Origin of the sequence: Cystobacter fuscus DSM 2262, assembly GCF_000335475.2 — a bacterium.
In the GTDB taxonomy this organism is placed as follows: domain Bacteria; phylum Myxococcota; class Myxococcia; order Myxococcales; family Myxococcaceae; genus Cystobacter; species Cystobacter fuscus.
Window position 1 is genome coordinate 396616 of the sequence record NZ_ANAH02000064.1, and the last position, 13420, is coordinate 410035.

The window sequence follows — 13420 nt, forward strand, 5'->3', positions numbered from 1 at the left end:
GCGCTCCACGCGCTCCGGCGTTTTGCTTTTCATCCCGAGCGCGTTTCCAGGCGCGGCACCGCTCATCCGGCCCGGAGGAAGTACGCGATCGTCAGCAGGAGGGACAACCCGGTGACGCCGAGCCGCAGGTGCCGGGAGTCCATCCGCCGGGCGAGCCGCGCGCCCGCGTAGCCCCCCACCACGGCGGCTCCCAGCACGAGCAGGGTCTCGGGCCAGGACACCGCGCCCAGCACGACGAAGCAGAGCACGGCGATGGTGTTGGTGGCGGTCACCAGCAGCGCCTTGAGGGGGTTGAGGACCTTCAAGTCCGAGCGGCCCAGCAGGCTCCAGACCGCCATCATCATGATGCCGACCGCGCCCCCGAAGTAGCCGCCATAGATGGCGAGCAGGAATTGAAGCGAGAGCAGCACGGCGGGAGAGGAGCGGACCCGCGGGCCAGGCATGAGGCCCGGCCGGGCCCCGAGCACGAACACGCCGCTGGCCAGCAGGAGCAGCCATGGCAGGAGCTGGTCGAAGGCGGCTCGGGGGGTGAGCACCAGCAGCAGCGCGCCCACGAGCCCCCCGGCCAGACTCACCGCCACCAGGGCGCGGAGCGACACGCCTCGCGGGGGCGAGAGGTCGGCGCGATAGGCCCAGGTGCTGGCGAGTCCTCCCGGGAAGAGGGCGACGGTACTGGATGCATTCGCGACGACCGAAGGCACACCGGCCAGGACGAGGGCGGGGAGGGTGACGAACGTGCCACCTCCCGCCACGGCGTTCATGGCCCCCGCGAGCAGGCCCGCGCCGAGGAGCCAGGGGGTCGTGGAGAGCAGGTTCATGGCGTGAGCTTGCGGACGTCCCTCCCTCCAGACAATGTGGAAGAAACGCGGGCAGCCTTCGCTTTCCACGAAGGCAGGAGGAGCGATGGGCTTGGACCTGACGGATCTGCGGCTGTTCCTCCTCGTGGTGGAGGCGGGCAGCATCACCCACGGGGCGGAGCGGGCCCACCTCGCGCTCGCCTCGGCCAGCGCGCGCATCCGCGGCCTGGAGGACGAGCTGGGGGTGGCGCTGCTGGAGCGCGAGCGGCGCGGGGTGCGGCCCACGCCGGCGGGCCGGGCGCTGGCCCAGCAGGCCCGCGCCGTGCTGCGGCAGGTGGAGAACCTGCGCGGTGAGCTCGGTGGCTACGCGGGTGGGGTGCGGGGCCAGGTTCGCCTGCTGTCCAACACCGCGGCCCTCACCGAGTTCCTCCCCGAGGCGCTCAGCGCCTTCCTCACCGCGCATCCCGAGGTGGATGTGGAGCTGGAGGAGCGGCTCAGCCACGAGATCGTCCAGGCGGTGGCCGAGGGGCGGGCCGAGGTGGGGCTCGTGGCGGACACGGTGGAGCTCGGCGCGCTGGAGACGTTCGCGTTCCAGGAGGACCGGCTGGTGGTGGTGATGGCGCGAGGGCACCCGCTCGCGGCGCGCCGGACAGTCGCCTTCGCCGAGGTGCTCGACGAGCCCTTCGTGGGCCTGGGCGAGGGCAGCGCGCTCCAGGAGCACCTGGCGTGGCATGCGGCGCGGCTCGGACGGCGGCCGCGCTACCGGGTGCGCCTGCGCAGCTTCGACGCGCTCTGCCGCATGGTGGAGCGCGGCGTGGGCGTGGGGGTGATTCCGGAGGCGGCGGCCCGGCGCTGCCAGCGCTCGATGGCGATCCGCCGGGTGGCGTTGAGTGACGCCTGGGCCACGCGCCGGCTCATCCTGTGCGTGCGCGACCACGCGGCCCTGTCCGTCCAGGCCCGGTTGCTCGTCGAGACACTCCGGGCGGACGGGTCCAGCCGGGGTGGACGGGGGCGAGCCATTTGATGGGCCGTGCGTTGAAGTAGGGCATGATGCCCGGCCATGTTCTCACGTCTCGTATTGCTGGTGGGCCTGATGGCCTGCATGGGCGTTGGCTGTCGTAACGAGGGAGAGGGAGGGGTGAAGCTCACCATCTCCTTTCCGAACTTCAAACCCGGCTGCATCCGGGTGACCGTCAAGGATAAGCAAGGCGTGGGCGGGGAGCGCACGTCGGAAATCCAGCACGCGCTCGCGGGGAAGAAGCGTGGCGAGCAGGTGAAGGTGGCGGTGCTCCCCGCGAAGGAGGGGTGGGGGCCGACGATCACCATCACCGCGGAGGCGTTCGAACAGCAGTGCTCGGACAGGCCCGTGTTCACCACGTCGGATTCCATCAACGTGGGCCAGGGCTACTCCTCGATGGCGCTGACACTCGTGGCGGATGACGCGGACGAGGACGGGTATGTCTCCAAGGTCACTGGCGGAACCGATTGCAATGACGACGAGGCCGCGGTGCACCCCGGACAGATGGAGCTGTGCAATACCCGGGATGACAACTGCGATGGCAAGTTGAACGAGGGCTTCGAGAAGGTCGGCGAGCAGTGTGGCACGGGGCCCGTATGCCAGACCTGGGCCTGCGACCCTCAGGGCGCGATGAGCTGCCAGGGGGTCATCCCCCAGTGGTACCGCGACCAGGATGGGGACGGTGAAGGCGATCCTCAACAGGGTCTGAGCCAGTGCTCCCACCCGGCGGGCTACGTGAACAACAGCTTCGATTGTGACGATACCCGCAAGGAGCGCTACCGAGCCGCTGTCGAGCTGTGCAATGGGGTGAACGACAATTGTGATGGACTCATCGATGAGGGATTCAACACGGGGTCATCCTGCGTGGGCGAACTCGGATGTGGAGGCACGGTTGCATGTGCCACGACTACCCAGGCCGAGTGCAAGGTCGTGACGAGCACCTGGTACCCGGACGGGGACCAGGATGGCCATGGCGCAACAGGCGCGGCGACGAAGGTCTGCGGCTCCACTGCGCCCAATGGCTACGTCGCCAGCTCGGATGACTGCGATGACACGAAGAACAACGTCTTCACTGGCGCCTCGGAACTCTGCGACACGCTGGACAACAACTGCAACAACCAGAAGGATGAAGGCTTCGATGTAGGCGCAACGTGCGACGCGGGCTATGCGTGCACGGGCACGAAGCAGTGTTCGAGTGATGGAAAAAGCAGTCTGTGCAAACCCACGACGCCGCCCACGCAGTACTACGCGGACACTGACCTCGATCAATACGGTGAAAACAACTCGGTCATCCAGACGTGCGGCACGCCAGGTGCCGGATACGTTACCCAAGGTGGGGACTGCAACGACGGCAACCGGTTCACCCACCCTAATGCGGCCGAGGTGTGCGATCTGGAGGACAACGATTGCGACACCGAGAAGGATGAAGGGGACGTGTGTCCTGCGACTCCAGCTTGGACGAATTATCCCTCGTCAGGTTTGGAGACCTGGTATTCCGTGGCGCTCTATGGAAATGGAGGCGTGTGGGTCGCTGGCGGTGACAATTTCCATCAGCGCAAACCTGGAGAGGCGAGCTTCCAGGACCTCAGCACCTGCACGGCAGGGGCGAGCGTGTACAGCGTTGCCGCGAATCCGGGCTCAGGGGACGCCCTGCTCGGAGGGAACGACGGGTTCATGGCGCGGTACGACCCGAGCAACATGCAGTGTGTAGACCCCGGGAAGAAGTCCGTAGATGCGCACATCAAGGGTGTCACCGCCATCCCCGTTGGAAACGACATCGAAGCCCATTTCGTGGGATTCAACACGTATGGCCCAGACAAAGGACGTGCGTTCCGGATGCTCATGCCCCAAGGCACCAGCTACAACACCCAGTCTATGTACGAGGAACTGACGGACGTGCATGGCCTCTCACAAGACACGCTGTTCGCCGTCGGTGGGGCAAACACGTCCAGTATCTACCGGTTCGACAAAACCTCGGGGAACTGGAGTCCAGAGACCATTCCCAGCGCAGCAGGCAGCCTCCTGGGTGTCTGGGTCGTGAATCCCAAGCTGGCCTATGCCGTGGGCAACAATGGAACCATGTTCAGTTGGAATGGTTCCAACTGGAGCAAGTTCTTGCCCGCTCCGCCGGGTGAACATCTCAGCTCGGTAGTGGCCTTTGGGAGCCGTTCCATCTACATCTCCACGCTGCTCGGAAGGGTCTACCGTTACAACGGCAGTGCGTGGATGAAGGCGTTCGATCTCGGCTCGGCAACACCCGGTCAGTTCCGAGACATCGCGGCGAACAATCCGGGGGACATCTGGGTCGTGGGCGATAAAGGCAAGCGCTACCACTGGCCCCAGTGAGCCCCGTTGGGGACAGGACAGCGCAGCACATCGCCTCCAGGGCGGGCGGACGAGCGGGCGGTGCCCTGGGTGAAGGCTCAGGGTGTGGGGCGGAGTAGCCCCTCGGCGAGGGAATGCCTAGTTCATCAGGACGGCTCCGAGAGGTCTTCGCAATCCACATGGGGAGGGACCGATGAGGCACTGGATGCGGGTGGGCTGCATGGTGTTGAGCGCGAGCGCGATGGCGTGTGCGAGTCAGTTGGCCCGTTCACCCGCGCCCACGAGCGCGGACGAGGCCGCTCCCGTCGCGGTGAGCGTCGGCGGCGGTGGCAGTGCCACTGTGGACACGGGGCAGTTCCCCTCGGAGGAGAACACCGTGGCGGAGCCCGCCGGGGCGAAGCACGAACTCTACGAGCAGGTGGCCCGGGAGCTGAACATCGAGCGCGAGCAGCCCAAGAGCCTGGACGAGGGCGTGGGCGGCTCGGGCGGCTCGGCGGAGGAGAAGCACCTGTGCGCCAACGCGCTGAACTCCCCCGAGCAGGTCATGGTGGTCTCCGGCATCATCAACTTCCGCTCCAACGGGCTGGTGGTGGTCGACGTGCCGGGCAAGGGGCCCGTGAAGCTGCGCACGGATGAGGTCACCTGCACCGTGCAGGCGGGCAAGGCCCTGCCTCCCGAGGCCCTGAGCGAGGGCACCGAGGCCCGCGTGGCCTACGTGGAGGACGCGGGCGAGCCCACGGCGCGGGTGATTCGCGCGGAGCCCATGCGCTTCCTGCGTTAGCCCACGCCTCGCGTGGGCCCGCTTCCCGGGCTCACGTCAGGGCGTCGACGACATACCAGAGCAGGGCCGTCCCGAGGCTGAAGGAGACGACGGGGGCCACCCCTCCCGAGGCGGAGAACACCCCCGCGTCCCAGGACAGCAGAGAGAACGCGGCCGTCACTCCCCAGGTGGTGACCAGGGCGAGCAGGCGTCTCACGGGCCGCTCGCGCCGGGGCAGGCGCTGGAGCACCCGGTGCTGGAAACCGCCATCGGACAACTCGGACGGAGGCCGCCGCTGGATCATCGATTGGATCCAGGCCTCGTCATCATGGCCGTTCATGGGTTCTCCTCGAAGCGTCGGCGCAGCTTCTCCTTCGCGCGCGCGACGTGGGTCTTGAGCGTGCCCAGCGGGCAGTCGAGGACGACCGCCGCCTCCTCGTGGGTCAGCTCGTTGGCGTAGGTGAGCACGAGCGCGGCCCGCTCGCGTGGCTTGAGCGTGGAGAGCGCCCGCTCCAGATCGTAGCGATCCATGAGCGCGTCCGGCAGGTGGACCGCGGAGGGGAGTTCCTCCTCCACCGTGGGCAGCGCCAGGGGCTCGTTCCGGCTGCTTCGATCGTGGCTGAAGTACGCGTTGCAGGCGATGCGGTAGAGCCAGGAGGAGAACTTCGCCCCGCCCCGGTAGCCGCGCAGCCCCCGGTAGGCCCGCAGGAAGGTCTCCTGCGCCAGATCATCCGCCTGCGCCACGTCTCCCCCGGTCAGCCGCCGTAGCAGGCCGCGCACCGCGGACTGGTGCCGCGCCACCAGCTCGCCAAAGGCGCTCCGGTCATCCCGCGTGAGCACGCGCGTGATGAGCTCGGAATCCGAAGGGGTTTCAGGAGGCGAGGACATGGCTCTCGGCGGCTACAGCGGGGACTCGGGCGAGAGGTGCGTCGCGAGCGGACTCCGGCCCTGCTGCAGGCGCCAGACGAGCAGATGTCCCAGGCCGAGGAAGAAGAGCGTCACCCCCACGCCCCAGGCGCCCTCCGAGTCGGGAAGGGCGGCCAGGAAGATCGTCAGCCCCACGCCCGTCGTGGACAGGATGATGCCCCGCCGCAGATCCGAGGGCTTCTTGGGCGCGGGCGCGAGCAGCCCAGGAGGAATCTCCGCCCCCTTCTCCACCATCATGCGCACCGTCTGGTGGAGCTGGTGGTGCTTGCGGTTGCGGGCCAGCAGCCACGCGAGGAACCCCATCAGCACGCAGCTGAAGAGGGAGATGCAGATGATGACGGGGGCGATGTCGGGCTCGCTCTCGCGCGCCCGCCGCTCGCGCTCCTTGAGGAGCTCGAAGAGCTGATTGGAATCGAGTCGGCCCTCGGGGTCGATCCGCTGGGCCTCGGACTCCAACCGCTGGATGTCCGCCTCCAGCGCCTGACGTTGGGCCTCGAGGGCGCTCCGGCGCTCCTCCAGCGCCTGCCGCTGGGCCTCGAGCCGAGGAGACCGCGGCACGGCGGGAGGAGGGGTGGCGACGGGCGCTTCGGATGCTTCAGGCGCCTCGGGGGCGGGTGTGGACTGGGCCCAGGCGGGGAGGGTGGCCAGGAGGCACAGGGTGAGCAGCTGGGATTTCATGAGGGCGTCCTCTCGTCGGTTTTATCGACGGGAGGACTCCCGGACCTGGTTTCTTGGATTCAACCCCGGATTTTTTCGCGTCCGGCACCTCGCGGGGCCGTGGCACGGATCACTCGCAGGTGTACTGGAGGATCCGCACGCCTTCCTGGGTGCGGTGCATGTAGAGGAGGAGGCCATCCTCGCGCACGGCCAGATCGCGCACGCTCTCCTCGGCCATGGTGTTGGGGGGCAGCGAGAGCGTCTTGAGCACCTCGCCCATCGGGCTCAAACACAGCACCTGGACGCTCTGATCGGCCCACGTGCCGCCCTGGCCCGTGGCTGGATCAATGGGCAGCTCGCGCCCGACATGGGCGGCGACATAGATGCGGCCCGTCAGATCACTGTCCAGCAGGCCGAGGTAGAGCAGCGGAGTGGGGAGCGTGTACTCGCGCATGAACTTCATCTGGCCACTCGCGCGATCCACGGCGCGCACCCAGAACCGCCCCGCTGGCATCTGGATCACCGCCATGGACAGCAGCGACTGACCGTCCCGGCTGGGACGGCCGTCCAGCAGGGGCCGCTCCGGATCCGCCATGCCCGCGGCGTCGCCCACGCGTACGGCCATTCCCTCGCCCCGCTCGACGTAGACACCGCTCGTGTCGGCGAACATTCCCACGGCCTGGCCGCCCCGCTCGAGATTCTTGCCGACGATGGGGAGCTCGCCGAGCAACTCCCCGTTGGGAGCCATGACCGAGACGGAGTTGTCGCGCAGGTTGTCCATCACGAGCACGCTCCCCGTGGGTGACACCACCAGGTCGCGGGGCACCTGCTGCGACACGGCGAGGGGCTCCAGGAGCCGTCCGTCCTTGTCGAGGCGGGAGATGCGCCCGTTGACCTGATCCAGCACGTACACCGTGCCCTGGCGATCCACCGAAAGCGACATGGGGGCCTCGGGATTGGATTCCCGGGCGCTCAGACGGCCCAACTGCTCCCTGCCCGGGCCCCAGCTCGCGGTGAACAGGACGTTTCCCTCGGGGCTTGGCCGCCGGGAGGCGGGCTCCGCTACCGGCCCCGTCTTCGGCCCCGTCTCGGCCCTGGGAGCGTCCGCGGCGGGACCGTCCGGACGGGAGTCCGGTCCCCGTGCGGAGACCTTCGCCGTTGCGGGTGAGGCGTCTGGTGAGAACACCCCTCGCCCGAGAAGGGCAAGGCCCACCGCGAGCACGAGGAGCAACGCGGCGAGCAGGAGGCGTCTTCGAGGAGCGGCGGTCTTCATGGCTGGACGAGTCGGTCCATCACCTCAGAGTTCCGCGTCGCGGCGGATGACCTTGTAGTCGTCGCTGCTGACCGCGCGGTAGTGGTGGATGCAACCCGCGGCACAGCCCGAGCACTCGATGATGTTTGGCCAACCGGCGCTGCTCACGCCCCTGCCGCGGATCATGATGTGGCCGCTCCCCCGGGTGACGAAGGCATCGGCGGGCGCGATGTTCGCCCGCTCGATGGTGCGCCAATGGTAGGACGCGCCGGAGAAGTCGCCGGTGCTGTACGGGTGGCCGTTCACACACGTGCCGGGCGCCGAGGCCGGGACGGCCCAGGCCTTGGCCACCATGCCCGAGCAGTCCGCGCCCCCTTCACCCACGTGGGTGCAGCCGGGGCAGGAGCCATTGCAGTCCCCCCTGCCCAGGTCACATCCGAAGCGGCCGCCTCCCCACCAATACGAGTAGCCGACCGACCGGCGCGCCCGCTCCAGGATGTTCTCCTGCTGCTCATCCGTCAGCGCGGACGACGTCGCGACCAGCGCCAGCTCCAGGTGGTGCCCGTACGCCCAGCCCGTCCGGCCGAAGTACTCCACGCGGTAGTAGCCCTTGTCGGGGGTGGTCCGCTCCACCACGGTCACGGTGGCCCCCTGGGGAAGGACCATCAGGATCCGCGCGTCCGGCGCGGGCGCCTCGCGCAGGTTGATGGGAGCGCCCACTCCGAGCTCGGTGTGGAGCGCGACGGTGGTGGAACCATCGGGCCCCAGGCCTCGTAGCTCGGCGCTCTCATCCGAGCCCACCAGCGTCTGGCTCGCGACTCCTCCCGGCTCCCCTCCGCAGGCGGCCATCAGGAGCAGGATCATGTATCGGGCGTGACGCATGTGTTCCCCTCGCTCGTTGAGACCGGTTCAGAGGCAGGCGCTCCAGGGCGAGAAACCCCGGTCCTGCCACATATGGAAGGCCGCCTTGACCTGAGCGGGCGCGCACCAGGTGAACCCGTACTTCTCCCGTTCGGCCGCGCCCATCTGGAAGAGCCCCTTGTACTCGCTGGACTGCTGGTAGTGCGCCCGAGTCCCTCCGCCGGACGCACAGCAGTTCGCCCAGTACCCGCTCTCACAGCGGGCGATCCTGAGCGCGGTGTCCCCGCGCGCCCCGTCCCCGAACCACTTGCGGATCTCCCGCACCACGGCGGGCCCATCCGGACCGTTGCCGTAGGCGTCCCCCTGCGGTCCGTCACAGCTGATGAGCTCCTCCTCCTGCACCGCCAGTCCCTCCGTCGAGCCCTCCGTCGAGCCCTCTTCGTCCGTGGGCCCGCAGCCGGTGAGGGCCAGGGCCGCGTGGATCGTCACGCCAATGAGCAGGTGCCGGTACATGGGGGCGTTCTCCTGAGGAGCTTGGAAGGCCCGCGCGCGGGCCCCTCGAATGTGGAAAACACTGTATTCAATAAATAATCATAAAACAAGAAAAGCTTGCCGTTCCTTGGGTATCCTTCCTTTCGACGAGGCCCTGGTGCCGGGGCGTCGCGCGGCGTGCCCGGCAGCCCGGGCGCGGGAGGAGAATCGTGATGAAGCGGTGTGTCCCGGTGATGGTGCTGGGGGTGTTGCTCGCCTTCGTGGCGCGCGCCCAGGAGCCGAAGCTGACCCTTCTGGTGACAGGGGACAACCGGGGAGAGATCGCCCAATGTGGCTGTGATCATCAGCCCGCGGGGGGGCTCGCCCGGCGCAAGATCGTGGTCGATCAGGCGCGAGCCAGGGGACCCCTGCTGCTGCTCGACACCGGCAACGCGCTCTTCAAGAACGAGACCGCCGATGAGGCGTCCAGGCACAAGGCCCGCTTCATTCTCGAAACGATGGGAAGGCTGGGGACCGCCGCGATGGCCGTGGGCCGGTTGGAGCTCTCGGCGGGTCCCGAGTTCCTCCAGGACGCGGCGAGGAAGGCGAACATGAAGCCGCTGTCGGCCAACCTCACCTGGAAGGGCAAGCGGCTCTTCGCGCCCTCGATGATCATCACCCAGGGAGGCTGGAGGATTGGCGTGGTGGGGGTGGGGCCCGCGTTCTCCGGTCTCGAGGGGCATCCCGGGCTGGTGGGCACTCCCCCGATTCCCGCGGCCCTCGCCGAACTCGAGAAGCTCGAGGGCCAGGTGGATCTGCGCCTCGTGCTGGCGTCGCTTCCCATGGAGGAAGCGCTCCGCCTGTCGAAGGAGGCGGGAGCGCGCGTGGATTTCATCCTCCAGTCCGGAGACTCGAAGCGGCCCACCGTGGCGCGGCACGATCACGCCAACTTCGTCGTCTCCACCGGAGAGCTGGGACAGCGGATGGCGAGCCTGGAGTTGAAACTCTCGGGCGAGGGGCCCCTGGTGGACTCCGCGGAGCTCGCCCGCGCCGAGCAATCCCTGGCGCTGTTGGAACAGCAGCTCTCCGAGGCGCGTGGTCGGGGGGTCTCCCAGGAAACCCAGAAGGGTCTCGAGGAGCGCCAGGCCCAGGCACGGGCCCATCTCACCCAACTGCGCGGGCGGACCGGCCGGAGCTTCTCCCTGTCCGCCCTGGTGCTCGGGCCGAGCGTGGCCGAAGACCCCGAGCTCGCGGCGCGGGTGGAGAAGCTCCATGCGGGTGGGGCGCCCGAGCACTGACGGGCGCGTCCACCGCGCGGTCTTCCGGGTCGCTCAGGGATGGCTGAGGGGGTTGGCGGGATCGGTCCCGTTGAGCCGCTCATCGCCGTCCAGGTGCCCGTCGAGGTCGCGATCGATGCCGATGCGCTGGCCCGAGCCCGGAGGCGTGCAGGTGTAGGTCAGCGCCCCCAGCCCCGTGGTCACCATCAGGCGCAGGGCCGCGTCGGCCAGGAGGGGATCGGATTTCCGGTCGCTCTTGAACAGCCCGTTGCCCACGTAGGCGAAGCCCACCTCGTTCTGGGCGTTGCGGCCCTTGGCCACCAGGTCGCACTCGCCGACGTTCGCGCGCGCCATCAGGAGGTTGACGCGGGGGCCGGCCACCATCGCGTTGAGGGGGGTGAGCGTCACCTGCTGCCCGACGATGGGCGCCAGGTTGGTGTCGAAGGCGAGGAGGTACTCCGCCATGTCCAGCTTGGCCTGGTGGCCCGCGGGCGTGTTCGGGATGCCGACCGAGTTGAAGATCGGATCATGGTCGAACCCGCTGTTGAAGCGCATCATCGTGTCGATCGAGCCGTCGCTGTTGAAGCCGAAGCCACGGATCTGATCGCCCATGAAGGGGTCCGGGGGGAGGAAGCCGAAGGGGTAGGCCACGCCGAACATGCCGACCTTCTGGTACAGGTTGCGCAGGTGCGGCACCTTGGGGAAGAGCGCCGTCGCGACGAACGCCGAGCGGCCATCCGTTCCGAAGAAGCCCTTGAAGGGACCCGCGCCGGGGTTGGCGTTGGGATCCAGCCGGTGGCAGGACTGGCACGAGCCATGGAAGAAGCTCGTGGTGTTGAAGAAGAAGTCCTTGCCCGCCTGCTGCGCCGACGTGAGCGAGTTGTCCAGGTTGCGCACGGGATTGGGCGGGTAGACGACCTGGAGGATGAACTCCGAGAACCGCTGCATCTCCGCCGGAGTGAGCTGGGCGGAGCGTCCGAGCAGATCCATGAACGCCGGGTTGAACTGCTTGAACGCCTCGGTCTCGTTGAACGCGCCGCTGTCTGGCTGGGCGCTCGTCGCCAGCTCCCCGCCGGAGCGGTCCCCCCGCCAGTGCATCGGACCGTGGTTGGCCATGCCGCGCAGGCTCTGGGTCGCCAGCGGGCCCTTCACCGGGTGGAAGTTGGGATCCTGGCCAAAGGTGGGATCGGTGCCGAACTCGGGCGGCGTCGTGACGATGGGGTTCTTGTTGAGCTTGTAGGCCGCATCCGGATTGCCCAGGTCCCAGTCCAGGCTGTCGAAGTCGCCGAAGATGTGGCAGCTCGCGCAGGACGAGTCGCCATGGCTCGAGCTCTTGCGCGCGTCATAGAGATAGGGGCGGCCGGCCACCACGCTCGGCGGCTCGGGGTTGAACAGGGGCAGGTGGGCGACCTCCTGCTTCGTGGCGGTGTCGACGACGGAGATGGCGTTGTCGAAGCGCGTCAGCACGTACATGCGCCCGTTGGTTTCATCCAACACCATGCCGGTGGGGCCGCCGCCGCTCAGGGGAATCTGGTTGGCGGTGTCGGGCACGAAGGTGTCGGCCTCGAGCGCGGCGGTGGAATAGACGCCGAGCTTCGAGGAGCCGAACGCGGCCACGTACAGGGTGGCACCGTCGGCGGTCACCACCATGCCGAGTGGCTGGGCGAGGCTCTTGTCGTTCTCGGCGTTGGGAAGGGCGGCGCAGCAGGCGGCGTAGTTGATGTGCTTGTTGAGGTGCCTGGGCGCGACGCCCGAGGAGCCGAGCACCGAGATGCGGCTCTCGTGCAGGTGGCCCCGCAGGCTGCTGCCGGCGAAGGTGCCCGGCCCCTCGAAGCGCAGATCATTCCGGGCCTCGGTGTTGCTCACGTACACCTTGCCGCTCACCGGGTTGACGGCCATGTTGAACAGGATGGTGCCCACGCCGGAGTAGAAGCCAGACGGGCCCGCGAGCTGCGCCGGGGGATTGGCGGTGGCATCGATGACGAACACGTCCTTGTCCGGCAGGGAGAAGCGCACCTTGTCCGTCCAGGAGCGGCCCAGCGAGTCGAGCCAGTCCGTGCCGTTGAACTTCACGAGGACGCCGGTCTCCGGCGCTGGCTTTCCCTCGAAGTTGACGTTGGGGCCGGGGACGCCGCCCACCGACTCGCCACCGTTGGGCACGAGGATCTCGTGGACGATGCTGGTGCGGTTGCCCGAGTGGAACGCGGCGGCGTAGACGCGCGAGCCATCGGGCGTCGCGGCGAGCGCGCGCGGGGTATCACTGAAGAGGGTGACGATCGACAGCGGGTTGCCCGCGAGCGAGGTGCCCAGGTTGTTGGCATCGAACACCCAGACATCGGCCCGGCCGATGCCCGGCGTGGCGAACTGGGGGTTGAAGGGCACGTTCTGCCCGCGGTGGGCGGCGGTGATGAAGGCGCGGCTCTTGCCCGGTCCGGCGAAGACGATGTCGCGAGGCTCGTCGCCCACGAGCAGGGTGCGCACCACGGAGCCGCCGTGCCCATTCGGGGAGAGATCCACGACGCTCACGCTGTCGGACAAGTGATTGACGACCCAGACCTCGTTGTCACTGCGCGCCGCCACCGCGACGGGCTCCAGTCCGACGACCACCGAGGAGATGTGGAGCAGGCCCGTGGGCAGGACCTGGAAGACCTCGAGCCGATTGTCCGGGGTGTTGACGGCGAAGAGGCGGGTGCCCGAGGGCGAGAGGGCAAGCGGCCGGACCTGACCGCTTTCGAAGAGGGTGAAGGGCGCCGCGGACACCTCGTGGCCCACCAGGCTTCCCAAGAGGAACATCGCGGCCAAGAACGCTTTCCAAACATCACACTGCAACGCCATGTCTCTGGCTTTCATGCCACCTCCACGCCGAGTGCGAATCCCCCGTTCGCGGATACAGCGAGGCAAAAGAATGACCGTGATGGTGCGCTGTCGCGAGGTGTTCTGTAAAGGCCGGGGAATAAAGAACGAGCACCTGCTCGCCGCTTGTCTAGCGTGAGTGGGACCCTTTGTGAGGTGAGCGAGGACATCGCGTATGCCCTCGGCCAACGACAGGCACGGAGCGAGGGCCGGCTCAGGTAT

General features: G+C 68.2%; 12 protein-coding genes. 4 read left to right on the top strand and 8 right to left on the bottom strand.

The window, feature by feature from the left end:
• Window positions 1-62 precede the first annotated feature (62 nt).
• Window positions 63-818, bottom strand: a complete 756-nt coding sequence (locus D187_RS38865; protein ID WP_020918568.1) for a sulfite exporter TauE/SafE family protein — start codon at window positions 816-818, stop codon at window positions 63-65.
• 85 nt (window positions 819-903) lie between these two features.
• On the opposite strand from D187_RS38865, the gene D187_RS38870 reads away from it, so the two are divergent.
• The 3 genes from D187_RS38870 to D187_RS38880 all read left to right on the top strand — a co-directional run bounded on the left by D187_RS38870 (window position 904) and on the right by D187_RS38880 (window position 4921).
• Window positions 904-1821, top strand: coding sequence for a LysR substrate-binding domain-containing protein (locus tag D187_RS38870; RefSeq protein WP_020918569.1), 918 nt, complete (start codon window positions 904-906; stop codon window positions 1819-1821).
• 36 nt (window positions 1822-1857) lie between these two features.
• The gene (locus tag D187_RS38875; protein ID WP_020918570.1) at window positions 1858-4161 is read left to right on the top strand and encodes a putative metal-binding motif-containing protein; all 2304 of its coding nucleotides are present in this window, start codon (window positions 1858-1860) and stop codon (window positions 4159-4161) included.
• A 172-nt stretch (window positions 4162-4333) separates the two neighbouring features.
• Window positions 4334-4921, top strand: a complete 588-nt coding sequence (locus D187_RS38880) for a hypothetical protein (RefSeq protein WP_002631499.1) — start codon at window positions 4334-4336, stop codon at window positions 4919-4921.
• A gap of 31 nt (window positions 4922-4952) precedes the next feature.
• Here the strand turns inward: D187_RS38880 and D187_RS38885 are convergent, their stop codons facing one another.
• From D187_RS38885 to D187_RS38910, 6 genes are all read right to left on the bottom strand, one after another.
• On the bottom strand, window positions 4953-5240 hold the full coding sequence (locus D187_RS38885) for a hypothetical protein (protein WP_002631501.1): 288 nt from the start codon (window positions 5238-5240) through the stop codon (window positions 4953-4955).
• Complete coding sequence (locus tag D187_RS38890; RefSeq protein ID WP_002631503.1) at window positions 5237-5788, bottom strand: RNA polymerase sigma factor; 552 nt, start codon at window positions 5786-5788, stop codon at window positions 5237-5239. The genes D187_RS38885 and D187_RS38890 overlap by 4 nt, the downstream gene beginning before the upstream one ends.
• Before the next feature lie 12 nt (window positions 5789-5800).
• Window positions 5801-6505, bottom strand: a complete 705-nt coding sequence (locus tag D187_RS38895) for a DUF6249 domain-containing protein (RefSeq protein ID WP_002631505.1) — start codon at window positions 6503-6505, stop codon at window positions 5801-5803.
• A gap of 109 nt (window positions 6506-6614) precedes the next feature.
• On the bottom strand, window positions 6615-7427 hold the full coding sequence (locus D187_RS38900; protein WP_051256733.1) for a hypothetical protein: 813 nt from the start codon (window positions 7425-7427) through the stop codon (window positions 6615-6617).
• Window positions 7428-7781: 354 nt separating this feature from the next.
• A complete protein-coding gene (locus D187_RS38905; protein ID WP_081714026.1) occupies window positions 7782-8618 on the bottom strand; it encodes an SH3 domain-containing protein in 837 nt (278 codons plus the stop codon).
• Window positions 8619-8645: 27 nt separating this feature from the next.
• A complete protein-coding gene (locus D187_RS38910; RefSeq protein WP_002631511.1) occupies window positions 8646-9110 on the bottom strand; it encodes a hypothetical protein in 465 nt (154 codons plus the stop codon).
• Window positions 9111-9301: 191 nt separating this feature from the next.
• On the opposite strand from D187_RS38910, the gene D187_RS38915 reads away from it, so the two are divergent.
• Window positions 9302-10366, top strand: coding sequence for a bifunctional UDP-sugar hydrolase/5'-nucleotidase (locus tag D187_RS38915; protein WP_002631513.1), 1065 nt, complete (start codon window positions 9302-9304; stop codon window positions 10364-10366).
• A gap of 33 nt (window positions 10367-10399) precedes the next feature.
• On the opposite strand, the gene D187_RS38920 is transcribed toward D187_RS38915, so the two are convergent.
• The gene (locus D187_RS38920; protein ID WP_043433699.1) at window positions 10400-13195 is read right to left on the bottom strand and encodes a YncE family protein; all 2796 of its coding nucleotides are present in this window, start codon (window positions 13193-13195) and stop codon (window positions 10400-10402) included.
• Window positions 13196-13420 lie beyond the last annotated feature (225 nt).

What these genes read in the sequence shown, in the direction of transcription:
- D187_RS38865 (WP_020918568.1), bottom strand. Translation starts at nt 818, where the DNA reads ATGAACCTGCTCTCCACGACCCCCTGGCTCCTCGGCGCGGGCCTGCTC.
- D187_RS38870 (WP_020918569.1), top strand. Translation starts at nt 904, where the DNA reads ATGGGCTTGGACCTGACGGATCTGCGGCTGTTCCTCCTCGTGGTGGAG.
- D187_RS38875 (WP_020918570.1), top strand. Translation starts at nt 1,858, where the DNA reads ATGTTCTCACGTCTCGTATTGCTGGTGGGCCTGATGGCCTGCATGGGC.
- D187_RS38880 (WP_002631499.1), top strand. Translation starts at nt 4,334, where the DNA reads ATGAGGCACTGGATGCGGGTGGGCTGCATGGTGTTGAGCGCGAGCGCG.
- D187_RS38885 (WP_002631501.1), bottom strand. Translation starts at nt 5,240, where the DNA reads ATGAACGGCCATGATGACGAGGCCTGGATCCAATCGATGATCCAGCGG.
- D187_RS38890 (WP_002631503.1), bottom strand. Translation starts at nt 5,788, where the DNA reads ATGTCCTCGCCTCCTGAAACCCCTTCGGATTCCGAGCTCATCACGCGC.
- D187_RS38895 (WP_002631505.1), bottom strand. Translation starts at nt 6,505, where the DNA reads ATGAAATCCCAGCTGCTCACCCTGTGCCTCCTGGCCACCCTCCCCGCC.
- D187_RS38900 (WP_051256733.1), bottom strand. Translation starts at nt 7,427, where the DNA reads ATGTCGCTTTCGGTGGATCGCCAGGGCACGGTGTACGTGCTGGATCAG.
- D187_RS38905 (WP_081714026.1), bottom strand. Translation starts at nt 8,618, where the DNA reads ATGCGTCACGCCCGATACATGATCCTGCTCCTGATGGCCGCCTGCGGA.
- D187_RS38910 (WP_002631511.1), bottom strand. Translation starts at nt 9,110, where the DNA reads ATGTACCGGCACCTGCTCATTGGCGTGACGATCCACGCGGCCCTGGCC.
- D187_RS38915 (WP_002631513.1), top strand. Translation starts at nt 9,302, where the DNA reads ATGAAGCGGTGTGTCCCGGTGATGGTGCTGGGGGTGTTGCTCGCCTTC.
- D187_RS38920 (WP_043433699.1), bottom strand. Translation starts at nt 13,195, where the DNA reads ATGAAAGCCAGAGACATGGCGTTGCAGTGTGATGTTTGGAAAGCGTTC.